Raw genomic sequence first — 22,002 nt, 5'->3', positions numbered from 1 at the left:
CTACCTCAACCCGCAGAAGGCCGCGATGGCCTGGTAGGTTTCCGGCGTACTGGTGAGCAGCGCGAAAAGCACCAGCCACAACCCCAGCAGGTAGTGCCAGTAGAAGGCGCAGAGTTCCATTCCGGTACGCAGACGTTTCATTGGGCCGTGACGCAGCATGCGTTGCGCCACCACGGCCCATACCACCAGGCCGCCTGCCAGGTGCAGGCCATGCAGCCCGGTGAGCAAATAAAAGAAGCTGTTGGCCGGATTACCCGAGACGGCGTAGCCCCAGGCGGCGAACTGCTGCCAGACCCAGAGCTGGCCTGCGAGGAAGGCCATGGCAAAGGCCCCTCCAAGCAGGAACGCCAGAGTCGATGGGCGTATCTGGTCGCGCCTCATCGCCACGTTAGCCCACTGCAGGCAAGCACTTCCCAGGGCCAGCAGCGCGGTGTTCACCCAGAGCATCCAGGGATGGGCCAAGGGGGCCAGTGGATCGGTCAGCGGGCGCCAGTCCGAAACCTGGGAGCGGGCGATGAACGCCAGCAGGAACAGCAGGAAGAGCGAGGTCACGACACCGAGGAACACCCACAGGCCAACCTTGGCGGTTCGCTCAGGGTCCTGGATCGGTGCTTCGGGGCCATGGGATTCGCGCGGCCCCCAGCCGCCTGGCTCGGAGGCGCCGGCGTTTTTCCAGGGTTGCGTGCTCATGGCTGTTTCTCCGCGCGGGTATTCGCGCCGTTGGCCTCGCGCAGAAGCTGCAGTTCTTCGTCTGAAACCGTCTGCGGCACAAAGTCATGCGCCACGCCAGGCACGCTGTAGTCATAGGCCCAGCGGTGCACCACTGGCAGTTTCTCCCGCCAGTTGCCATGCACCGGCGGCGTGTCCGGGGTCTGCCATTCCAGGCTGGCGGCCTTCCACGGATTACCCCCCGCCGGCCGGCCCTTGAAGGTGCTCCAGGCCAGGTTGAACAGGAAAAGCAGCTGCGCCACACCCACGATCAGTGCGGCCACCGTAATGAAGGCATTCAGCTCCTGGGCCGACTGCGGGATGAACTCGTAGTTCGGATACGCGTAGTAACGCCGCGGCATGCCGAGGAACCCCAGGTAATGCATAGGGAAGTAGATGGCATAGGTACCGAGGAAAGTGATCCAGAAATGCAGTTTGCCGAGGGTGTCATTCAGCATCCGCCCGGTGATCTTCGGGAACCAGTGGTAGATGGAGCCGAACACCACCAGGATCGGTGCCACCCCCATGACCATGTGGAAGTGCGCAACCACGAAATAGGTATCCGACAGCGGGATATCGACGATCACGTTGCCGAGGAACAGCCCGGTCAGGCCGCCCACCAGGAAGGTGACGATGAACGCCAGGGCGAACAGCATGGGCACCGTGAGGTGGATATCGCCATGCCAGAGCGTGAGGGTCCAGTTGTAGACCTTGAGCGCAGTCGGCACCGCTATGACCAGGGTGGTGATGGCGAAGAAGAAGCCGAAGTACGGGTTCATCCCGCTGACGTACATGTGGTGCGCCCAGACCACGAAGCTCAGCACCCCGATGGCGATGATGGCCCAGACCATCATGCGGTAGCCGAAGATGTTCTTGCGTGCGTGGGTGCTGATCAGGTCCGACACCAGGCCGAAGGCCGGCAACGCGACGATGTACACCTCCGGGTGCCCGAAAAACCAGAACAGGTGCTGGAACAGAATCGGACTGCCGCCCTGGTGGTCCAGCGGCTGGCCCATCGAGATCAGCGCCGGCATGAAGAAACTGGTCCCCAGCAACCGGTCGAAGAGCATCATCACAGCGCTGACGAACAGCGCCGGAAAGGCCAGCAACGCGAGGATCGAGGCCATGAAAATGCCCCACACCGAGAGTGGCATGCGAAACAGCGTCATGCCGTGGGTGCGCGCCTGCAGCACGGTGGTGACGTAGTTGAGGCCGCCCATGGTGGCGGCAACGATGAAGATCGCCAGGGACACCAGCATCAGCACGATGCCCCATTCGGTCCCCGGAGTGCCCTGGGTAATGGCCTGGGGTGGATAGAGCGTCCAGCCCGCCCCCGTCGGGCCGCCCGGCACGAAGAAGCTCGCCAGCAGCACCAGCACCGAGAGCAGGTAGAACCAGTAACTGAGCATGTTGACGTAGGGAAAGACCATGTCCCGTGCACCGACCATCAGCGGGATCAGGTAGTTGCCGAAGCCACCGAGGAACAGTGCCGTTAGCAGGTAGATCACCATGATCATCCCGTGCAGGGTCATGGCCTGGTAGTAGGTGGTCGGGTCCATGAACTCCAGGCTGCCGGGGAAGCCGATCTGCATTCGCATCAGGCCGGACAGCACCAGGGCGATCAGGCCCACGAAGATCGCGGTCAGGGAGTACTGGACGGCAATGACCTTGTGATCCTGGCTCCAGATGTAGCGCGTGAAGAAGCTCTGCGGTTCGTGCAGCACATCGGCTTCGGCTTGCTCGACATGGGCCATCGGAAACCCTCCGTGACGCGTCCGGGTCCTTCCGCTTCTACGGCGCCTGTTCCTGCTTGGCGTCGGGATCTGCCCTGGATTTGATGAAGGCGACCAGTGCCGCCAGCTCCGCATCGTTCGGGGTAAAGACCGGCATCACCGGCGCGAACCCCTGGACCAGCTTGGCGGCAGGCGCCAGCACGGACTCTTTGAGGTAGGCGTCGTCCGCTGCGACCTGACTGCCATCGGCCAGGGTCACACGGTGGCCGTACAAACCCTGCCAGCTGGGTCCTATGCCCTTGCTGCCATCCAGGCTGTGGCAGGCCAGGCAACCCAGGGACTGGGCAAGCCGTTGCCCCTGTTCCACCGCGTCACCACTCGCCCCGGAAGAGCCTTGCTCCTGCTGGCCGGCGGCGCTCAGCGACTGGATGAACGCGACCAGGGCGGCCAGTTCATCCTGGTTGAAAGTATAGGGCACCATCACGGGCGGAAAGCCCTGCACCAGACTGGCCTTGGGATCAACGATGGACTCCCTCAGGTAGGCGTCATCCACCTTCACGCGGGTGCCATCCACCAGTGTCTCTTCGCGCCCATACAGATCCTTCCAGCCCGGCCCCAGGCTCGCGCTGCCGTCCTGGCTATGGCAAGCACGGCAACCATGGGCTTCCGCCAGTTGGCGACCTTTGTCGATCAGGCTGCCCTGGCTGGGTTTACTGGCCGCCGCCAGGGTCTGGGCGAAGGTGGGCTGGGCTGCCAGCCACTGATCGAAGGCCTGGACCGGTTCGACGAACAGCATCCCGCGCATATTGAAGTGCCCTACCCCGCAGAACTCGGCACAAAGGATCTCGTACTTGCCGGCCACCGTCGGGGTGAACCAGAAGTGCGAAACCATGCCCGGCACCATGTCCATCTTTCCGCGGATCTGCGGAATGTAGAAGTTGTGCAGCACATCCTTGGAGCGCAGCAACACCTTCACCGGTCGGTCCTGGGGTAGCCGCACCTCGTTGCTGCGGATCAGCACGTCGTCCTGGCCGACCGGGTCGTTCGGGTCCAGCCCGAGCGGATTGCCCGCATCGACCCACTTCACGTCGGCGCGGCCGAGTTGGCCGTCCTGGCCGGGAAAGCGAAAAGCCCACTGCCATTGCTGGGCAACGACTTCCAGGGGATAGGCATCCTTGGGGACCCGGACGAAATCGCTGTAGACCACCAACCCCGGAGCGAGCATGCCCATGATGCCGAGCGACGTGACCACGATCAGCCACCACTCCAGCTTGCGGTTTTCCGGCTCGTACTTTGCGCGCCGGCCTTCGCGGTGACGGAAACGGATGATGGCCACCACCATGAAACCGACAATGGCGACGAAGAACACACCGGTGATTAGCAGGGTGATGAGGAGCGTGGTGTCGATGGAACCCCAGTTCGACGCGGCCGGGGTCAGGTGCCAGGGCGCCAGGAAGTGGAACAGCACGGACGCGACAACGATGAGACCCAAGATGATTGCTATCGCCATGTTCCCGTCGCCTCGTTCCTGATGCTCGTACGCGGGTGGAACGTGCGACGGTCATCGGCAGTGCAGCAGACACGTGGTCCGGCTTCCGGACAGGCCGGAAGATCGCGCTCTATCTCCCCCAGGACAAAGTTCGTGGCAAGTATAGTCGCTGCCGCCCGCTTGCCCGCCCGTTCACGGGGCGTACGGGTTACACTTCGCCGCTGATAGATAAACGAAATAAGGTCATTTCCTCCATCTATCAAAGCACCGTTCATAGTTTTTTCAAGAAAGAGGCTTGCTCATGGAGAACGATCATTCTACCATCTCTCACATGGACAGCAAATCAACTTCCGATGTCAGAGAACGAATTCTCGAAACCGCCGAAGACCTCATCTACAGAAACGGTATCAATGCCACCGGCATGGATTTCCTGGTCAAGACTTCCGGGATTTCGAGAAAGAGTATCTACAAGTACTTCGGAACCAAGGACGAATTGGTAGCAGAGGTATTGAAACAGCGCGATGAGCGCTGGATGAACTGGTTCAAGAGCGAAGTCGAAAAGGTCGACAACCCGGAAGCGCGTCTATTGCAAATCTTCAGCGTGCTCAAGGGCTGGTTCCAGTCGAACGGCTTTCGCGGCTGTGCCTTCATCAATACCGCTGGCGAAACGGGTGATCCCCTGGACCCTGTGCGCCTGGTTGCCAAAGAGCATAAAGAGAAGATGCTCGCATTCGTACTCGGGATTTGCCAGCAATATGGTGCCATTGATCCGGAAGCCCTGGCCAGGCAATTCATTATCCTGATCGACGGTGCCATTACCGTTGCCCACGTGCTTGGTGATTTCAACTCGGCAGATAATGCTCAAGCAGTAGCACGCACTCTGCTGCGTAAATAGAGAAGTTATCGAGCGGGCAACTTCAAACTTTTAACCTCTATTTGTATTGGAGACAACAAATGTCCTCTAGCGCCGAAGTTCGTCCGCCGCTTCCCCCATTCACCCGTGAAACCGCCATCCAGAAGATCCGCCTGGCCGAAGATGGCTGGAACAGCCGTGACCCGGAGAAGGTCTCCCTCGCCTATACCCTGGACACCAGGTGGCGCAACCGCGCCGAGTTCGCCGCCAACCGCGCAGAAGCCAAGGCTTTCCTCACCCGCAAGTGGGCCAAGGAACTGGAATACCGCCTGATTAAGGAACTCTGGGCCTTTACCGACAACCGCATTGCGGTTCGCTACGCCTACGAATGGCACGACGACTCCGGCAACTGGTTCCGCTCCTACGGCAACGAGAACTGGGAGTTCGATGAGCACGGCCTGATGTCCAACCGGCACGCCTGCATCAACGACATGCCCATCAAGGAATCCGAGCGCAAGTTCCACTGGCCTCTGGGGCGCCGTCCGGACGATCATCCTGGGCTTTCCGAACTGGGTCTCTGACCCCGGCACGACAGGGACGCTCAGCCATTTCAGGTTTGCGCGGCGCACACAGCGCCGCGCACTTCATCGACCCTGCCTATGCATGCCCAGTCAACACCTCGATCACGTTGCTATCACTGATAGATAGCGCTGATCACCCGGTCATTACTGGCGATTGGACGTAACGCCTTGCGCGACCTTAGCTTTCGTTACACGAATGCCTCTGGCGCCAGGTACCCCGATGATCGTCCGCCCCAAACCCAATCTGCTCGGCATCCTCACCACCCTAAAAGGCTCCATCGCGCGGCATATCGCCCTGCGTACCGCGATGATCACCCTGCTGGCCTGTCTGATCGTCGTTGTCGAGAATCTGCACCCGGACTGGTTCACGAAGGTCAACGCCATGCCCTTCACCCTACTCGGGTTGTCGTTGTCGATCTTCATGAGCTTCCGCAACAACGCTTGCTATGACCGCTGGTGGGAGGGCCGCAAGGCGTGGGGCCAGGTCATCATCGAAGTCCGCTCCTTCATCCGGCAAAGCGTGGCCATTGCCGATGCGCCCCTGCGCAAGGCAGTGCTGCGCGAGTTATGCGGTTTCGTCCATGCGCTCAATGCCCGACTGCGGGAGGAGGACGAACGGGAGGCAGCCCGTCCCTGGCTGGCTGACACGCCCGATGCCTATGGCCTCAACACCAGCGACGGCATCCTGCGGAACATCGGCGACCAGTGCGACCGCCTGGCCGGTCGCGGCGAAATCAACGAATGGCGCTACACCCTGCTGGAAACCCGCCTGACCGGATTGAGCATGGCCCAGGCCACCTGCGAGCGGATCAAGGGCACGCCATTGCCCTTCCCCTACACACTGCTATTGCATCGCACCAGCTACATCTTCTGCGTGCTGTTGCCCTTCGCCATGGCTGGGCCACTGGGCTGGCTGGCGCCCATCATCACAGTTTTCGTTGCGTACACCTTCTTTGGCCTGGATGCCATCGGCGACCAACTGGAAGACCCCTTCGGCCACGACGAGAACGACCTGGCAACGGACGCCATGGTGCGCACCCTGGAGCGTGAAGTCCTCGACGCTCTTGGTCAGCGAGACTTGCCGCCGGTGTTGCAACCGGTGGACTACGTACTGAGCTGAGCATGCCCAAGGCGCCACACAGGATTCGTTGAACAACCACTGGGCGCTGGCAACCGCTCAGCCGGCGCTGCAGTCCCGGTGTCATCCACGCTGCATGCACAAGGGCCTGGGTTCATCCATTCATCGGCGCTTCGGGATTGTTCAAGGCATAGAGGTAACAGCTCGCCAGGCTGTGGTCGCCTTCAACACTCGTGTAGCTGGCGGTAAAGGTGACGGCCTGGCCCAGATGCTGGTAGACCCACTTGCCGGTTACGCCGGGCGGGACTTCGGGCACCAGGTCGCTGTCATTGACAACCCGATAGGTGGGCACGTCGAGGCCGTTGTAATAGGCCGCGAAGCTGGGATCGACCACCCGCGGACTGGCGAGGTTGTAGTGCTGGATCGCCTGCCCCGGCCAGGTCAGTTGCAGGTCGAGCACCGCGAGGCTGGAGAGCGCACAGCCCAGGCTGTGACCGCAAACCCAGAAGTTGCCGGCAGGTTTGAGGCTGTCCACGGCCTGCAGGGCCAGGTCGCGCAGCGAGGTGTAGAGCTTGAGGAAGCCGTCGTGGACCAGCCCGACGTCAGCCTTCCAGGGATAGGTAGACTGCTTGGCGTCCAGGTCATCGACCCAGTCCTGGGCCGATTCGGTACCCCGGAACACCAGGTAAACGTCGCCATTCGGATCGCTGACGGCAAAGCCGAAGGGTTCGGATTCATTGATGTACTTCAGCTCGCTGAGGATGCTCCAGATCGGCGCCGAAAAGCCCCATCCGCTCATACTCGGCGGTTGCCAGTTGAAATCCGAGGGTTTGCGCGGCTTGTCCTGCTGCAGCCACTGGTCGTACTGGTCGTAGGCGGCTTCCACCAGGTTGGCGCACTGCAGCGCCTGGGAAAGGGAAAATGCAGCGGGAAGGTACATCGGAAGACTGGGCATGGTGGCCTCCTTGCCTGCGGATCTGGGTTCCCACTCTAGACCATGCCCGTCTGCCGTAAAGCGCCCGTTGGCCCTTGACGGGTCACGCGTCGAAATCAGTGGACATCGCCAGGTCCTTCCACGCGGCCACTTCACCTTCCACCAGGCTGTGCTTTTCGCTGATGCGGGCCAGAGCGTCACTGCCCAGCGGCAGGCGCTGCGGCGGATTGGCCGCGTTGACCAGGTTCAGCACGGCGCCGGCGAACTTGCTCGGGTCGCCCGGCTGGGCATGGTTGGCGCCTTCGGCGAAGCGGCGCATGGCACCGACGGTTTCGTCGTAGTCCGGCAGTTCCAGTGCGGTCTTCACCAGCGACTGGTCGTCGAGGAAATCGGTGCGGAAGAAACCCGGTTGGACCACGGTGACCTTCACACCCAGCGGCGCCAGTTCCTGATGCAGTGCCTCGCTGATACCTTCCACGGCGAACTTGGTGGAGCCGTACACGCCCCAGCCATAGTAGGCCTGGTAGCCGCCCAGAGAGGAAATGTTGAGCACGTGGCCGGCGCGCTGTCGACGCATGTGCGGCAGCACGGCGCGGGTGACGTTGAGCAGGCCGAAGACGTTGGTGGCATAGATGCGCTCCACTTCCTGGGCGCTGGTTTCCTCCACCGCGCCGAGGATGCCGTAGCCGGCATTGTTCAGCAGCACGTCGATACGGCCGAAGCGCTTGATGCCCTCGGCGACTGCTTCATGGGCCTCGCTTTCGCGGGTCACATCCAGGCGCACGGCCAGCAGGTTGGGGTGGTCACCCAGGCGAGCAACGACGTCTTCCGGCTTGCGGGCGGTGGCGATCACTGCATCGCCGACTTCCAACGCTTTGGCTGCGATCAGGGCGCCGAGACCGCGGGAAGCTCCAGTAATGAACCAGGTACGCATAGCAACTCCTCCTGTGTGGGAACCCGCACCGCGCGGGCTTTCTTGGTGAGTTGCCGTCACTTTATGGCGCCTTTACTCCTGCGATAATCCCAATAAAATCACATGAGCCTTTGAGCAGAATTCATCAATGAAATCCGTATCCGCTGCCGACCTCAATGTCTTCCTCTGCATCGCCGCCCACCTGAGCTTCAGCCGCGCCGCCGTGGAGCTGGGCCTCTCCCCTTCGGCGCTGAGCCACGCCTTGCGCGCCCTGGAAGAGCGACTGGGCGTGCGCCTGTTCAACCGCACCACCCGCAGCGTGGCCCTCACCGAGGCCGGCGAGCGTCTGTACGCACGCATCAAGCCGGCCTTCCGCGACATCGATGACGCGCTGGAGGACCTCAACCAATTCCGCGACACACCGTCCGGTACCCTGCGCATCAACGCCGGCCGCGCTGCTGCGGAACTGGTTCTGCTGCCGCTGGCGAGCCGCTTCCTCGAGGCCTATCCGGATATCGTGCTGGAAATCTCCACCGACGATGCGCTGGTGGATGTGGTGTCCGGTGGGTACGACGCCGGCGTGCGCTTCGGCGAGCGGCTGGAGGCCGACATGGTGTCGCTACCCATCGGCCCTTACATGCGCTCGGTGGTGGTGGCGGCTCCCGCCTTCTTCGAGCGCCATCCGCTACCGCAGAAACCCCAGGACCTCCATGGCCTGCCGTGCATTCGCCACCGTTTCCCCAGCGGCAACCTGTATCGCTGGGAGTTCGAGCGTGGCGGCATGCAACTGGAGATCGAAGTGGATGGCCCGCTGACGCTTGGCGATGTAGGCCTGATGATCGACCCCGCGCTACAAGGCGTCGGACTGGCCTATGTGTTCGAGGACATGGTGGCCGGGCCTATCGCCGAGGGCCGGCTGATCCAGGTACTCGCGGACTGGTGCCCCTACTACCCCGGCCTGCACCTCTACTACCCCAGCCGACGCCAGGTGCCGGCAGTGCTCAAGGCCTTCATCGAATTTGCCCGCGCGGCGCAGCAGGAGGCTTAATCCCCAGGCGCTTCAGCGGTCCAGCAAATGGCTCATGGCGGTCTTCAGCTTCATGGGACGGACCGGCTTGTGCATCAGGGTGTGGCCCAGCTCGCGCATCTGTTGCTTGAGCTCGTTGCTGTAGTTGGCGGTGATCATCAGGGCTGGCAGCGGCGTGCTGCGGCGGGCGTTGATGGTGGCGACGGCGTCGACGCCGTTGCAGTCGTTGTCCAGGTGGTAGTCGGCGATCAACAGGTCCGCTTCGGCGTGGAAGTTGTCCACCTGGCGCGCCAGATCTTCTTCCGACAGTGCGGTGATGACCTGGCAGCCCCAGCCTTCCAGAAGGGTCCGCATGCCTGCGCAGATGGCCGCGTCGTTATCCAGTACCCAGACCCTGGCTCCCTGCAAGCGCTCCAGAACCGCCTGGGGTTCGTCGCGTTCCTGCTTCTGGCGGGGAACGCGGCGGGTCAACGGAACTTCCACGGCGAACAACGAGCCCTTGCCCGGCACTGAAGAAACGTGGATGCGGTGACCAAGCATGCGCGCGATCTTCTCGACGATGGCCAGGCCCAGGCCGAGCCCCCGGTCCTGTTTCTCGCGCACGACTTCGCCGCGTTTGAACTCCTGGAATATCTCGCCGAGCTTGTCCTGGGCGATGCCGACACCGGTGTCGCGCACCTCGATCCACAGGCTCTGGCGTCGGCGCCGACAACCCAGCAGGATGCGCCCCCTGGGCGTGTAGCGAATGGCGTTGCTGAGCAGATTGCGCAGGATGCGCGCCAACAGCTGCGAGTCACTGCGCACCAGTGCCGAACTGGGCACGAAGTCCAACTGCAAGCCTTCGCTGGCGGCTATCTGGCGGTACTCCACGGCGAGGTTTTCGAGGAGTTCGCTGACAGCGAAGGGCGCGATATCCGGCTTGATCACTCCTGCATCCAGCTTGGAAATGTCCACCAGGGTACCCAGCAGGTTCTCCACGTCTTCCAGGGAGTTACTGACATTGCGCACCAGCTCCAGCTTGCAGGACGGGCCACCCTGCTCCAGCAGCGCACTGGTGAACAGCCGTGCGGCATTGAGCGGCTGAAGCAGGTCGTGGCTGACGGCGGCGAGGAACTTGGTTTTCGACAGGTTGGCCTTCTCCGCCTCGAATTTGGCTTCGCGAAGGCGCAGTTCAACCTGGGTGCGCTCGTCGATTTCGCGGCGCAGCTGGCTATTCAGCGCGGTCAGCTCGGTGGTCCGCTCGCGTACCCGCTGCTCCAGGTTCTGGTAGGCCTGGTGCAACGCCTCGGCGGTGCGGCGGCGTTCGGTGATATCGCGGATCAGCACGAAGATGCCTACCACCTCGCCATTGGTCAGGCGATTGGGCACGTAGGAACGCAGCATGCAGCGCTCCTGGCCGTTGTGGTTGGTCTCCGTGACCTCGAAAGACAGGCTTTCGCCACTGAGTGCTCGCTCCACATAGGGCTCCAGGCGTCGCCAGTGCTCTTCGCTGTGCACCTCGAGCAGGCTCTGGCCGAGCATCGAGCCGCGCGGCCAGCAGTACCACTCCTCGTACACCTTGTTGGTGAACTCGTAGACCAGGTCGGCGCTGAGGTAGGCGATCAACGCCGGCACGTGGTCGGTGATCAGGCGAATCCAGCGCTCGCTTTCAGCCAGTGCTTCGGCGTGGCGGTAACGCTCGGTAATGTCGGTGAAGGTGTTGACGAAGCCGCCAGTAGGTAGCGGATGGGTACGCACCTCCAGCACCCGGCCGTTGTACCGGCGCTGCTCCATCTCGCGGATTGGACGGCCTTGGGCGTCCCGGGTATCGGGCGTGAGCAGCGGTAATTCGCTGTCAGCCATGACCCCGGCGAACGTGCGGTGCGCCTCCACCGGTGCCAGACCGCAGAGTTCGAGGAAACGGTGGTTCCAGAGTTCCAGGATGCCCTCGGCGCTGACCATGGCCACCCCTTGTGACAGGTTGTCCACGGCCCGCTGCAACAGGCGCGACTTCTGCGCCAGGGCCTGTTCGCGACGATCGGTTTCGCTCCGTTTCACCTCAGTGATGTCGGTGTAGAGAATCACCAGTCCGCCTTCACGGGTGGGCCGCTCACTGACCTGTACCCAGCGCCCATCGTGCAGGCGGTAGAAGATGTTGTCGTCGCTGCCACGGTGCTCTTCGACGATCAGCCCGGTACTTTCCGCCAGGCGCCGGATTTCCGAGAGCCGTGTGCCTGCGCAGATACGGGCACGGCTGCGGGCCCAGAACGATTTGAAGCGGCTGTTGAAGAGCACGATGCGCTGCTCGCGGTCGAACAGCACGAAGGCATCGGAAATACTCTCGATGGCGTCGATCAGGTGGTGATGAGCAGTCTCCGCGCGCAGTCGTGCATCGCTCAGCAACCGATTGCTGGCCTTCAACTCCGCCATGGCCTGGTTGAGCGCATCGGTGCGCTCGCGCACCTGTTCGGCGAGCACCACGGAATGCTGGAACGCGGCGTAGCTGTCGTCGCGGCGCGAGGCGCTGGATTCCACCCGTTCGATCAACGCCGCGTTGATGCTCCGCAGCTTGCGGTTCTCCTCCGCCAACGCCACCAGGCGCGCCTGTTGTTCAGCGGCACCCATTGCGACCCCGGCGGCCGATGGCGACTCCGGTGAAGGTCTGGTTGATGTGCATGCCATTGAACTGCTCTCCGTAGGAGTTGAAGCCGATGACGCGCTGCCGGCGCAGGATTTCTGATGTGAGCGCCACGGCGTCGGGGTCGTCCTCGATCTCCAGGCGGCGCAGGAAACAGTCGCAGCCAATGGTCAGCAAGGGTGGGCCGAGGCGCTCGCCAAGGCGCTGGAACAGCGATTCCAGGTTTGGCAGCAAGGGCCCGGTGCGCATGGCGGTGAGGACGATGCCGTTCTCCACCGCGCAGTAGAAGCTCAGGCTGTGGTCCGCGTTGACCCGCTGGATCGAGCGCACGTAGAACGAATCCCCCAGGCGAACCGCCAACGGATGCGCCGCGAACATACGCAGGTCCAAGGCATTCACCGAGACGCCGATCATCCGCGCGTAGACTTCCGCTGCCGGTTCGGCGTTGAGTTCGTAGACCCTGCGGCTGGCATTGTCGGCTCGGGTAACCACCAGTTTTTCAGCGCCGGGCAGGATGTGATGGGTGCTGAACACTTCGAAATCCAACGCCGTGTTGACCAGCACCACCACCGCGGCCCCGGCATGGAAGCGCCCTTCGTAATAAACGTGGGTGTGCTTGAGGTGATGGTCGTCGGCGGCGGAACCACCGAAATGGGGGATGCTGCCGAACGCCGCGCCGAGCGCCGCCAGCACCACCTCCTCGCGACTGGACAGACCGTCGAGCAGTGTCAGGGCAAAGCTGTGACCCTTGATCGGCGCCAGGGAATTGGCCCGGCAGTCCTGTACCAGCCGCTCCACCAATTGCTGGGCGTGGATCAGGCCGAAACGGTCCATTTCATCCACCAGGGCGCTGGCGATGGAAAAGCTGCGATGGTCGAAGCCCACTGCACTGACGCAGTTACGGCCGTAGCCCTGCGGCGTGATCTCCCCGGCGCTGGTACAGCCCACCAGGCGCACGCCGCCGAAGTACTGTTCCAGGGCCTGGCCCAGGGCCTGGAGGTCGTATTCCGCCGAGCAGAAGAACAGCACGAACCCCAGGTGCGGGTGGATGAGCTGGCGCGCGAGGTCCTGGGCAACGGCCTCTGCCTCGCTGGCCAGGGACATGGCGGTGACGACGCCCTCTGCCGGTTCCTCGAGCATCCTCGGTCTCACTCAATAAGCCTGCTATGGATGGGGAAATTCTACGGAGGGCTTGCGGGGCGCCCCATCCTTCTTGGGTACTGGGCGGGCTAGTTCGAAGGTAGCAACTCCATACCTGGCGAGCTCGCGGGATGGGGCCAGCGCCTGCGGGCAATGCAGTCGGTAGCCCGGATGAAATCCGGGGAAAGTCCAACCGCCGCTCCCGGATTTCATCCGGGCTACGATCTACGCATCCCTTGGCGAATGAGTTCGCCCCGACAAAAGCAATGCGTCCCGCCGAAAACAAAAAAGACGGGAGGACCAGCGTCTCTCCCGCCAAAACCGGAGCAATCTGGAACAGGACTTACCAGGTCAACACGGCACCTACGGCAACCGTGTCGGTGTCTTCGTTCTGGGCGTCGCCCTCGTGACCGTCGATCTCGAACTGGTTGTACTCGGCCACCAGCTTGAGGTTGTCGTTGATGTCATGGAACAGTGCGATACCGCGGGTTTCGTAGTCGGCACCCGTGTTGACCACGCCGTTGCCGTCATCCTTGGTCTTGCCATAGGAAAGCGCCAGGCGGTTCTTGCCGAAGCGGTAGGAGCCCTGCAACAGGTAGCCGTCGCTGTCCACCTCGCGCAGGGTCGGCTCGCCGGCGTTGTTGGTGAAGAAGGGGTTGATGCCCTTGGCCTGGAAGCCGGAGCCCACCAGGGTGAAGGCGCCCATCTTGGCCTGCACGCCATAGCCCAGGCCCTTGGAGGTCACGGAGTCGACGTTAGGGTCGGTGTTCTCCGAGGTCTGGTAGGCACCGTTGACCCAGGAATAGATCTGCGCGCCGCCCAGCTCAACCTCGTAAGTGATCTCCGATTCGAAGCGCGGATTCTCCTGGTAGGCCTTGCCGGTGGGGCTGTCGTCGTTGGTGTCCACCGGGTCCATGATGCCGACGGCGGCACGCAGGCCGTCGGTCTTCGGGCTGCGGTAGGTGATCTGCGAGGTCGGGAACGGATAGGGATAGCCGCTGCCAATATTGCCGAAGGACACGCCGCCGCCATCCACCAAGCCCAGCGTGTCGCTCACCTGACCGTAACCGGCGAGCAGTTCGTCGAGCAGGATGTTGGAACGCGCGAACAGGCCAAAATCCTTGCCCACCAGCACTTCACCCCATTCGCCGCCAGCGGTGCCGTAGAACTGGCGGACATCGATGGCGGTGGCGGTGCCGTTGGTTTCGCTGTCGTTGATGGTGACCCAGAAGGAAGAGCGGGCACCGAGCTTCAGATCGTCCACCTGCTTGCCCATGTTGAAACCGATCCAGTTGGGCAGAAAGCCCATCTTGACCCGCGACTGGCGGCGGTCGAACTGCTCGCCGTCACGATCCACTTCACTGTTGACGTAGAAGGCGTTGACGTAGCCGTCGGTGGAGAAGGTGGTCTGGTCCTTGTCATAAAGGACGATCTCGGCGGCAGCCTGCTGGGTGACCAGCGCTACCGCCGCCGCGAGGGCGAGGCGGGACTTACGGGCATGGGCGATTTTCTTGTTGTGCATGACGCTCTCCGCTGTGGGTGGACGACCGGGCAGGTCAGTCGTGTCGGAGGCGATTATCGAAACGCCATCAGGCCCGCCATACGCTGCAATGGCAGGGGTTCTGCGCTGCTTTGGCCGGGGCGCGGGAGCTGCATCGGTAAGGCTTAAGACCGTTCTGACCCAAGGTCTTGGGTCGGCGGGCTGACGCACAGGCACGAAAGGACGAAACCCTTTCGGGTTCGTCCTTCAGCCGGTGAATGGATGTGAAATCAGGCGCCGGGGTGCCAGTTCGCTTCGAAGGCTTCGGCGTTGGCGATGGCGCAACAGGACAGCCCGGAAACCAGGCGACTTTGTTGCTCCAGCAGAGAATCGAGCTGTAGCCCAGCCAGGGCGTGGCGTACCTGCGCCAGGTGGTCGACCGGATGGCGGGCCTGGTAATCGACCCAGCATTGGCGGGCATAGGCCGTGAAGTGCGTACCTTGCCCAAGCAATTTCTGGTCGAGCGCCCGGCCCCGCTCACGCAGTTGCACCCGATCCAGCTGCACGAGCCGGTCGTACTGGCGAACGAGAAACGCCTGGACGTGCTGGAAGAGCCCCGCCACCGACTCGCGCGGCGATTGCACCGCGAACAACAGGCCGCGGTGTCCACCCAGCTGGCGATAGCCGCAGGCCAGCGCGTAACCGAGCTGCAGCTCGCCGCGCAGGCGTTGATGAAAGGCCGGCTCAAGCAGGCTGGCCAGGAGTCGCACGGCAGCCTCGGACTCGGCGGTGACGGACTCGAGGGGATAGAACAGCAGGAGTGCGGCCTCGCCCTCTATCGGCAACCGATGCCAGATACGCCCGCCCTCCCCGACCCTCGGCTGGTGCGGGCTGAGCATTCCGGGTAGTTCCGCATCCAGGCCAACATCACCGATGCCCAGCCCTTGCCAGCGTGCCTGCCGCCAGAAGCGCGCCAGGGCATCCAGATAAAGGATTGAGGGCGCTTCCGCTCGGGGGCTTTCCAACAGCTCAGGCAGGCGTTGCAGCAATTGGCGAATGGGCAGTTCGCCTGCCTGACGGCACATGGCACTGCGCTGGAGGCGTGGCCCCTGGGCCAAGGCCCAACATGGTGGCGCCTGCAGAACGGGCAGCAGGTCGACGATGACCTGCCGCAAGGCCGTTGCATTGCCCAGCAGGTCGAGCGTCAGTCCGCCCTGCTCCGCCCGGAGCCGTCCCTCTACCCCGGCCAGGCCGGCAGCACCGAGGACGGGGCGCAATGCCCGCTGCAGGCCGCAGGCGAGGCCATGGGGCAGCCCGTTCTCGCCGGGATTCCAGCGCAGGAACAACGCGCCCTGCTCAGGAGCGCCGGGCAATCCTGGCAGCACAGGAACCAACGAGGCCTCCACCGGCGCTGTCACTCTGGAACGCCAATAGGGATTGGCCGGCGGAAGCCGCCAACTGGTGGTGGACCTTGCGCCGGGACGAACGCCGAGGCGCTCCAGGTGCAGGGGGAAGCCCGCCGAGGTCAGGTTGGGCGCCCGGTTGGATGCGCCGATTTGCAGATTGACCATACGCTCGGCCCGAAGCTGTTCCAGCAATGCGCAAACATCGGCCTGCTCGGGAAGTCCTGGAGCCAGCGCAGCGTCCAGCGGTTCCAGGGCCGAGGCCTTTTGTCGCAGGATTTCCAGCCGTTCTTCCCAGAGCCCCGGCCAGGGTGATGAGGCGCGAAGAAAGGCCAGCCAGCCCAGGACTTCCGCTTCAAGTTGCGCGCTGTCCGCCCCCTCGACCCAATCGAAGTCCATCAACAACACGCCCTGACCACCATGGGCATAGGGCAAGTGCAGTTGGACACCATCGCTCAATCCCAGGAAACCCAGGTGAGCCGACAGGCCGCCGGTGGACTCATCGGTCGCCAGGTTCTCAAGAAAGCTCACGGCCGCTTCCAGGCCCACCCCCTGCCGCTCCAGGGCGAACGCCAGCGACAACTTCCCGGGGGCGCCCGGCACGCCAAGCTGCAGCCGGCTCGCGCGCAGCGGCAACAACGGCGGCAAAGCGGGCTCAGGCAGTTCCTTTCCCACGCGCAACGGCTCGCCGTGGCGCCGTGCGAGTTCCAGTTGCCGGGCCAGAGGCAATGGCGCCACCAGCGTCAGGCACATGCGGCCGGGCTGATAGTGAGCCTGGTGGAACCGGTGCAGCGCCGGAATGAACGCCGGCGACTCCAGCCTCAGGCTGGATGCATTGCCTGCGTGGAAATCTGCCAGCGGATGACCAGGGGCCAAGGTCTGGGCCAGCGCGGCTTCACACAGAGTCTGCAGGTCCCGCGCACGGGCGCTGTACTCGGCCTGCAGGACTTCGCGCTCACGCCATAGGGCGTCCGTCTCCAGCAAAGGGTTCGCGAGCATGTCCAGGAGTCGCGCCAGGGCCTGCTCCAAGTGTGTCGCCGGCACCTCGCAGAAGAAGCGTGTGCTGCGTGCACGGGTGCTGGCGTTGACGCGCCCCCCCAAGCCCTGGACGAAGGGAATCAATCCCTCGTGAGTCGGGAATTCGCGGCTGCCGAGGAAGACCAGGTGTTCAAGAAAGTGCGCCATCCCCGGAAACTCGTCCGGCTCGTCGTGACTGCCACCGCGCACTTCCACCAGGGCCGCAGAAAGCGGCGTATCCGGCCGGTACAGGAGGCGCACGCGCAATCCGTTGGCTAGAAGCAGATCCAGTGGGCGTTGCTGCGCGGAAGACTCGATGAGGGCGGACATGGCAGGCCGGACAAGGCGGAGAACAGTGTTAGCTTCGAAGCCGACCCAAGACTCGACAATGCTGCTTTGGGAGTACTCCGACAGTCCTTGTGTACTGTTCTTTCGTTCAATAGCTAATTTCCTACAAACCAATAAGACATTGACCAGCATCTCTTAGGGGCGCGACTCCATCGTTGCGACACACATCACAAACCGATAATGGCGCAATGCCACATGGACTGATGGCCCTATCGGAGCACTCATGGACCAGATTCCCCAACAACAAGTACCGCAGAGCGAAATAGCCTTGCTGGCCAATATCCTGGCCCTCGCCACTCGCAACATGACCGCCATCACCACTCTGTTGGCACAGGTCACGGCAAACCTCGCCAACTCCACCGACACCAACCTGCAGAACGCCTCGGTCGGTTGGCTGGACCAGGTTACCGGCCTGGGCCATGACCTTGAATTGCAGTGGGACCTGATCCAGTCGCTGGACCGTTTCTGCCCCCTGCTCGCCCGTACCCCGCCCGCGCGGACGTCCCTGGTGACCGAAATCGATATCAGCCAGTTGCCCCTTAGTCACTGAGAGCTTGCATTCGGCGAGACGATCCGCTAGGGTCGCCGCCGTTAGTACCAAGTTGTAAGTCAATCCGGCCCTCCGATCCCTCGCTCTTTCGACTTCGAACGAGCCACACCAAAGGGACATGGCCACCCCCGCCGCCTAGAAGACAGTAGCTCCCGCCCCAGGGCGATGCAGTAAAGCTGTCATGAACGCACGGTAGATTGACCAGGACTGCCAGCCAGGCCAGACCCTTGCCCGGCGCAGCACCTGGCATCCCAAGTACCAGCTGCCAGAGCTTGATCCCGATCGGGGAACTTCATGCCGGCACCCTTGCTCCGATAAGGATCATTCGACCAGAGCCCGTTGCTCGGCGGATTCGGAGCTATTTGTCTGGCGGCCCGTTGGCCGCAAAACGAAGGAAGCAACTCGATGACCATCCATCATCAAGCCCAAGCTGCAATCAGCACCCTGACCAGCGCCTTTGCGCCGTTCACCTGCCACATCACCGCCGCTCGCAACGGCAACTTCAGCTTCACCGTCGTCAATGAATTCGGTGTAGCCCGTCACAGCGAGCGCCTGTACCCGGAGCACTACGGCAATGCCGGCCACCTCCAGCATGTGATTGACCGGGCGCAGAAAGCCCTGACCTGCTGATGAACCAGCGACAAACGAAGAGCCCCGCCCACGCGGGGCTTTTTCATGGGCAACCGAATTCCCCCTGCGGACCGCTGAACGAAACCGGTCTGTAGACGCACAGCAGCACCGACAGCCTGTTACCTCAGAGCGACAGACCGGGCATAATTCGCCCCTTCAAATCGCCAGCCCAGCGTTTCCATGCGAATTCACGTCACCTTCATCGACCGCGTCGGCATCACCCAGGAGGTCCTGGCCCTGCTCGGCGGCCGCAATCTCAACCTGGATGCGGTCGAGATGGTGCCGCCCAATGTCTATATCGACGCCCCTACCCTCAGCCCCGACGTGCTCGATGAGCTGCGCGAAGCGCTGCATGCAGTGCACGGCGTGAAGGAGGTGACGGTGGTGGACATCCTTCCCGGCCAACGTCGGCGCCTGCAACTGGACGCGCTGCTGGCCGCCATGACCGACCCGGTGCTGGCGGTGGATGGCGGCGGCCGCATCCTGTTGGCCAACCCGGCGCTGATCGCCCTCTATGGGGCAGAAGCAGAAGGCCAGCCCCTGGCACAGCTCTTCGGTGACGACCGCCTGCACAGCGCCTTGCTGGAACATGGGTTCCGGCTGCCCCTGCGGGAAATCACGCTCAAGGGCCAGGCACTGCTGCTGGATGCGGTACCCATTACCGAAGGGGATCACCTGGCGGGGGCGCTGCTGACCCTCTACCAGCCGAACCGTATCGGTGAGCGCCTTTCCGCCCTGCACCACGACCACGCGGCCGAGGGGTTCGATGCCCTGCTGGGCGACTCCGCCCCCATGGCCACCCTCAAGGCCCGCGCCCAGCGCGTGGCGTCCCTGGATGCACCACTGCTGATTCGCGGCGAGACCGGCACCGGCAAGGAGCTGGTGGCTCGCGCCTGCCATGCCGCCAGCACCCGCCGCAATCAGCCGTTCCTGGCGCTGAACTGCGCCGCGCTGCCGGAAAACCTGGCCGAGAGCGAACTGTTCGGCTATGCCCCCGGCGCCTTCACGGGCGCCCAGCGCGGCGGCAAGCCCGGCCTGCTGGAGCTCGCCCACCAGGGCACGGTGTTCCTCGACGAAATCGGCGAAATGTCGCCTTACTTGCAGGCCAAGCTGCTGCGCTTCCTCAGCGACGGCAGCTTCCGCCGGGTGGGCGGCGACCGCGAAATCAAGGTGGACGTGCGCATCCTCAGCGCCACCCACCGCAATCTGGAAAAGATGGTCAGCGAGGGGGCCTTCCGCGAGGACCTCTTCTACCGGCTCAACGTGCTCAACCTCGAAGTGCCGCCGCTGCGCGAGCGCGGCCAGGACATCCTGCTACTGGCGCGCTTCTTCATGCAGCACGCCTGCACCCAGATCCAGCGCCCCGCGTGCCGCCTCGCGCCCGGAACCTTCCAGGCGCTGCTGGGCAACCGCTGGCCCGGTAACGTGCGCCAACTGCAGAACGTCATATTCCGCGCCGCTGCCATCTGCGACAGCAGCCTGGTGGAAATCGGCGACCTGGACATTGCCGGCACCGCCGTCGCGCGGGAAAGCGATGGCGAAGTGAACAGCCTGGAAGAGGCCATGGAGAACTTCGAACGGGCACTGCTGGAGAAACTCTTCGTCACCTACCCCTCGACCCGTCAGTTGGCCGCCCGGCTGCAGACCTCCCACACCGCCATCGCCCATCGCCTGCGCAAGTACGGAATCCCAGGCAAAAGCTGATTTGCTTTCTAGATAAGCTGCCTATTAGTCTGAAACCAATAGCTTTCTTCAAAAACAGATCAGCCACATCCTGGAGGGGCGAATTCATTCGCCATGTCTGCCTTAGCTGTGCGAGAGATTGACTAACAGGCCAAGAGCCTTGTAGGAGCTGGCTTGCCAGCGAAACGGGGCCATTCGCTGGCAAGCCAGCTCCTACGGGCATAGTTGCGACCCTCAAGATAGGGCAGTCCTCATAGTTCCTGTAAAGCATCACATAATAATTTCAAGTTATTGTTTTTAGACATAAAAATAGGTTTTCATCGAAATATCGTAGCGAAATCGATACAGCGTAACGAATTCGCAACAACCTGCTGAAACCCCCGCCACGCCTGCACCTGCTGAAAATCCCCTATCAAGCCCCGCTCGCTCCGTAGCGATATCGCTACACAAAATCTCATCCAAATCATTCAATACAACCATCAAACCATTGATACACAAGGCTTTCAGCCTTCTGGCACTACCCTTGCTAAAGGCCGGGCAACAGCGCGCGGCAATGACCACGTGCGGGGCTAAGCGCCTGGCAGAAGAAACAGGCGCGTCATACGAGTTGAGGACCAAAAATGAGCGAATTGCGTTTCACCGCCGACCACGAATGGCTGCGCCTTGAAGAAGACGGTCGCGTCACCGTCGGCATTACCGAGTACGCGCAGGACGCCCTGGGCGATGTGGTCTTCGTTCAACTCCCGGAGCTGCAGGCTTATGCCAAGGGTGAAGAAGTCGCCGTGCTGGAATCGGTGAAGGCCGCCAGCAACATCGTCATGCCGCTCGACGGCGAGGTGGTTGAAGTGAACCAGTCGCTGGCAGACAGCCCCGAGCTGGTCAATGAAGAACCCCTGGGCAAAGGCTGGTTCTTCCGCATGCAGCTGGCCGACACCAGCATCCTCGACGGCCTCCTCGATCAGGCCGGTTACGAAAACCTGCTGAAAGCCAACGGCTGAGGAACGACCATGAGCCTCTCAACCCCTGCCCTCGGCACCACCAACGAATTCATCGCTCGCCACATCGGCCCGCGTGATGCCGATACCAAGGCCATGCTGCAGCTGCTTGGCTTTGATGACATCGAAGCCCTCACTGCCAGCGTCATCCCGGACAGCATCAAGGGCACCAGCGTGCTCGACCTGCCGGCCGGCCAGAGCGAGGCCGAAGCCCTCGCCGCCATCAAGGCCATCGCCTCCAGAAACCAGCTGTTCAAGAACTACATCGGCCAGGGCTACTACCCCTGCCACACCCCCAGCCCGATCCTGCGCAACCTGCTGGAAAACCCGGCCTGGTACACCGCCTACACCCCCTACCAGCCGGAAATCTCCCAGGGCCGCCTGGAAGCCCTGCTGAACTTCCAGACCCTGGTCAGCGACCTCTCCGGCCTGCCGGTGGCCAACGCCTCCCTGCTTGACGAAGGCACTGCCGCTGCCGAGGCCATGACCTTCTGCAAACGCCTGTCGAAGAACAAGGGCAGCAACACCTTCTTTGCCTCCAAGCACTGCCACCCGCAAACCCTCGACGTACTGATCACCCGTGCCGAGCCCCTGGGCATCGAAGTGGTGATCGGTGACGAGCGCGAGATCAGCGACGCCAGCGTCTACTTCGGCGCGCTCCTGCAGTACCCGGCCGCCAATGGCGACCTCTTCGACTACCGCGAGCTGGTGGAGCGTTTCCACGCCGCCAATGCCCTGGTGGCGGTCGCCGCCGACCTGCTGGCCCTGACCCTGCTCACCCCGCCCGGCGAGTTCGGTGCCGACGTCGCCCTGGGCAGCGCCC

Annotated in this window: 17 protein-coding genes and 1 pseudogene; 9 read left to right on the top strand and 9 right to left on the bottom strand. The window is 62.9% G+C overall.

Going from position 1 to position 22,002, the window contains the following annotated elements:
* From E8F20_RS28135 to E8F20_RS28125, 3 genes are read right to left on the bottom strand one after another with little or no spacing between them, the layout of a single operon-like run.
* Window positions 1-690 carry a cytochrome c oxidase subunit 3 gene (locus E8F20_RS28135; RefSeq protein WP_280286696.1) on the bottom strand — a complete coding sequence of 230 codons (690 nt, stop codon included), beginning with the start codon at window positions 688-690 and terminating at the stop codon, window positions 1-3.
* On the bottom strand, window positions 687-2,462 hold the full coding sequence (ctaD, locus tag E8F20_RS28130) for a cytochrome c oxidase subunit I (protein WP_280286695.1): 1,776 nt from the start codon (window positions 2,460-2,462) through the stop codon (window positions 687-689). Before ctaD ends, E8F20_RS28135 begins: the two co-directional genes overlap by 4 nt.
* 37 nt (window positions 2,463-2,499) lie before the next feature.
* Complete coding sequence (locus E8F20_RS28125) at window positions 2,500-3,951, bottom strand: cytochrome c oxidase subunit II (RefSeq protein ID WP_280286694.1); 1,452 nt, start codon at window positions 3,949-3,951, stop codon at window positions 2,500-2,502.
* A gap of 310 nt (window positions 3,952-4,261) precedes the next feature.
* On the opposite strand from E8F20_RS28125, the gene E8F20_RS28120 reads away from it, so the two are divergent.
* From E8F20_RS28120 to E8F20_RS28110, 3 genes are all read left to right on the top strand, one after another.
* Window positions 4,262-4,825 carry a TetR/AcrR family transcriptional regulator gene (locus E8F20_RS28120; RefSeq protein ID WP_280286740.1) on the top strand — a complete coding sequence of 188 codons (564 nt, stop codon included), beginning with the start codon at window positions 4,262-4,264 and terminating at the stop codon, window positions 4,823-4,825.
* A gap of 59 nt (window positions 4,826-4,884) precedes the next feature.
* On the top strand, window positions 4,885-5,364 hold the full coding sequence (locus tag E8F20_RS28115) for a nuclear transport factor 2 family protein (protein ID WP_028628262.1): 480 nt from the start codon (window positions 4,885-4,887) through the stop codon (window positions 5,362-5,364).
* A 220-nt stretch (window positions 5,365-5,584) separates the two neighbouring features.
* Window positions 5,585-6,484 carry a bestrophin family protein gene (locus E8F20_RS28110; RefSeq protein WP_280286693.1) on the top strand — a complete coding sequence of 300 codons (900 nt, stop codon included), beginning with the start codon at window positions 5,585-5,587 and terminating at the stop codon, window positions 6,482-6,484.
* 112 nt (window positions 6,485-6,596) lie between these two features.
* Here E8F20_RS28110 and E8F20_RS28105 read toward each other — a convergent pair whose 3' ends face one another.
* Window positions 6,597-7,397, bottom strand: a complete 801-nt coding sequence (locus E8F20_RS28105) for a lipase family protein (RefSeq protein ID WP_280286692.1) — start codon at window positions 7,395-7,397, stop codon at window positions 6,597-6,599.
* A gap of 82 nt (window positions 7,398-7,479) precedes the next feature.
* The gene (locus E8F20_RS28100; protein ID WP_280286691.1) at window positions 7,480-8,310 is read right to left on the bottom strand and encodes an oxidoreductase; all 831 of its coding nucleotides are present in this window, start codon (window positions 8,308-8,310) and stop codon (window positions 7,480-7,482) included.
* A gap of 127 nt (window positions 8,311-8,437) precedes the next feature.
* On the opposite strand from E8F20_RS28100, the gene E8F20_RS28095 reads away from it, so the two are divergent.
* On the top strand, window positions 8,438-9,337 hold the full coding sequence (locus tag E8F20_RS28095; protein WP_280286690.1) for a LysR family transcriptional regulator: 900 nt from the start codon (window positions 8,438-8,440) through the stop codon (window positions 9,335-9,337).
* 12 nt (window positions 9,338-9,349) lie between these two features.
* On the opposite strand, the gene nahK is transcribed toward E8F20_RS28095, so the two are convergent.
* From nahK to pqqF, 4 genes are all read right to left on the bottom strand, one after another.
* The gene (nahK, locus tag E8F20_RS28090) at window positions 9,350-11,977 is read right to left on the bottom strand and encodes a hybrid sensor histidine kinase/response regulator NahK/ErcS' (protein ID WP_280286689.1); all 2,628 of its coding nucleotides are present in this window, start codon (window positions 11,975-11,977) and stop codon (window positions 9,350-9,352) included.
* Window positions 11,907-13,073 carry a nitric oxide-sensing protein NosP gene (gene nosP / locus E8F20_RS28085; RefSeq protein ID WP_280286688.1) on the bottom strand — a complete coding sequence of 389 codons (1,167 nt, stop codon included), beginning with the start codon at window positions 13,071-13,073 and terminating at the stop codon, window positions 11,907-11,909. The genes nahK and nosP overlap by 71 nt, the downstream gene beginning before the upstream one ends.
* Before the next feature lie 343 nt (window positions 13,074-13,416).
* Window positions 13,417-14,595 (bottom strand): porin, encoded by a 1,179-nt coding sequence (locus tag E8F20_RS28080; RefSeq protein ID WP_280286687.1) that lies wholly within the window; start codon window positions 14,593-14,595, stop codon window positions 13,417-13,419.
* Between the two features lie 248 nt (window positions 14,596-14,843).
* The gene (gene pqqF / locus E8F20_RS28075; protein WP_280286686.1) at window positions 14,844-17,303 is read right to left on the bottom strand and encodes a pyrroloquinoline quinone biosynthesis protein PqqF; all 2,460 of its coding nucleotides are present in this window, start codon (window positions 17,301-17,303) and stop codon (window positions 14,844-14,846) included.
* Window positions 17,304-17,544: 241 nt separating this feature from the next.
* Between pqqF and E8F20_RS28070 the strand changes: the two genes are divergently transcribed.
* The 5 genes and pseudogenes from E8F20_RS28070 to E8F20_RS28050 form a co-directional block, all read left to right on the top strand.
* Entirely contained in the window at window positions 17,545-17,871 is a 327-nt protein-coding gene (locus E8F20_RS28070) for a hypothetical protein (RefSeq protein WP_280286685.1), read from the top strand.
* 405 nt (window positions 17,872-18,276) lie between these two features.
* The gene (locus tag E8F20_RS28065) at window positions 18,277-18,501 is read left to right on the top strand and encodes a hypothetical protein (RefSeq protein WP_280286684.1); all 225 of its coding nucleotides are present in this window, start codon (window positions 18,277-18,279) and stop codon (window positions 18,499-18,501) included.
* A 180-nt stretch (window positions 18,502-18,681) separates the two neighbouring features.
* Window positions 18,682-20,205, top strand: coding sequence for a sigma-54-dependent transcriptional regulator (locus E8F20_RS28060; RefSeq protein ID WP_280286683.1), 1,524 nt, complete (start codon window positions 18,682-18,684; stop codon window positions 20,203-20,205).
* 599 nt (window positions 20,206-20,804) lie between these two features.
* Entirely contained in the window at window positions 20,805-21,182 is a 378-nt protein-coding gene (gene gcvH, locus E8F20_RS28055) for a glycine cleavage system protein GcvH (RefSeq protein ID WP_280286682.1), read from the top strand.
* Between the two features lie 9 nt (window positions 21,183-21,191).
* Window positions 21,192-22,002, top strand: a pseudogene (locus E8F20_RS28050) (glycine dehydrogenase (aminomethyl-transferring)); the annotation flags it as partial.

The organism is Pseudomonas sp. BN415, assembly GCF_029871195.1.
GTDB classification, from domain to species: Bacteria; Pseudomonadota; Gammaproteobacteria; order Pseudomonadales; family Pseudomonadaceae; genus Metapseudomonas; species Metapseudomonas resinovorans.
The sequence above is the reverse complement of the archived record's forward strand: the minus strand, read 5'-3'. Positions and strand labels throughout refer to the sequence as shown.

Coding starts and splice junctions, on each gene's coding strand:
- E8F20_RS28135 (WP_280286696.1), bottom strand. CDS start 690: ATGAGCACGCAACCCTGGAAAAACGCCGGCGCCTCCGAGCCAGGCGGC.
- ctaD (WP_280286695.1), bottom strand. CDS start 2,462: ATGGCCCATGTCGAGCAAGCCGAAGCCGATGTGCTGCACGAACCGCAG.
- E8F20_RS28125 (WP_280286694.1), bottom strand. CDS start 3,951: ATGGCGATAGCAATCATCTTGGGTCTCATCGTTGTCGCGTCCGTGCTG.
- E8F20_RS28120 (WP_280286740.1), top strand. CDS start 4,262: ATGGACAGCAAATCAACTTCCGATGTCAGAGAACGAATTCTCGAAACC.
- E8F20_RS28115 (WP_028628262.1), top strand. CDS start 4,885: ATGTCCTCTAGCGCCGAAGTTCGTCCGCCGCTTCCCCCATTCACCCGT.
- E8F20_RS28110 (WP_280286693.1), top strand. CDS start 5,585: ATGATCGTCCGCCCCAAACCCAATCTGCTCGGCATCCTCACCACCCTA.
- E8F20_RS28105 (WP_280286692.1), bottom strand. CDS start 7,397: ATGCCCAGTCTTCCGATGTACCTTCCCGCTGCATTTTCCCTTTCCCAG.
- E8F20_RS28100 (WP_280286691.1), bottom strand. CDS start 8,310: ATGCGTACCTGGTTCATTACTGGAGCTTCCCGCGGTCTCGGCGCCCTG.
- E8F20_RS28095 (WP_280286690.1), top strand. CDS start 8,438: ATGAAATCCGTATCCGCTGCCGACCTCAATGTCTTCCTCTGCATCGCC.
- nahK (WP_280286689.1), bottom strand. CDS start 11,977: ATGGCATGCACATCAACCAGACCTTCACCGGAGTCGCCATCGGCCGCC.
- nosP (WP_280286688.1), bottom strand. CDS start 13,073: ATGCTCGAGGAACCGGCAGAGGGCGTCGTCACCGCCATGTCCCTGGCC.
- E8F20_RS28080 (WP_280286687.1), bottom strand. CDS start 14,595: ATGCACAACAAGAAAATCGCCCATGCCCGTAAGTCCCGCCTCGCCCTC.
- pqqF (WP_280286686.1), bottom strand. CDS start 17,303: ATGTCCGCCCTCATCGAGTCTTCCGCGCAGCAACGCCCACTGGATCTG.
- E8F20_RS28070 (WP_280286685.1), top strand. CDS start 17,545: ATGGACCAGATTCCCCAACAACAAGTACCGCAGAGCGAAATAGCCTTG.
- E8F20_RS28065 (WP_280286684.1), top strand. CDS start 18,277: ATGACCATCCATCATCAAGCCCAAGCTGCAATCAGCACCCTGACCAGC.
- E8F20_RS28060 (WP_280286683.1), top strand. CDS start 18,682: ATGCGAATTCACGTCACCTTCATCGACCGCGTCGGCATCACCCAGGAG.
- gcvH (WP_280286682.1), top strand. CDS start 20,805: ATGAGCGAATTGCGTTTCACCGCCGACCACGAATGGCTGCGCCTTGAA.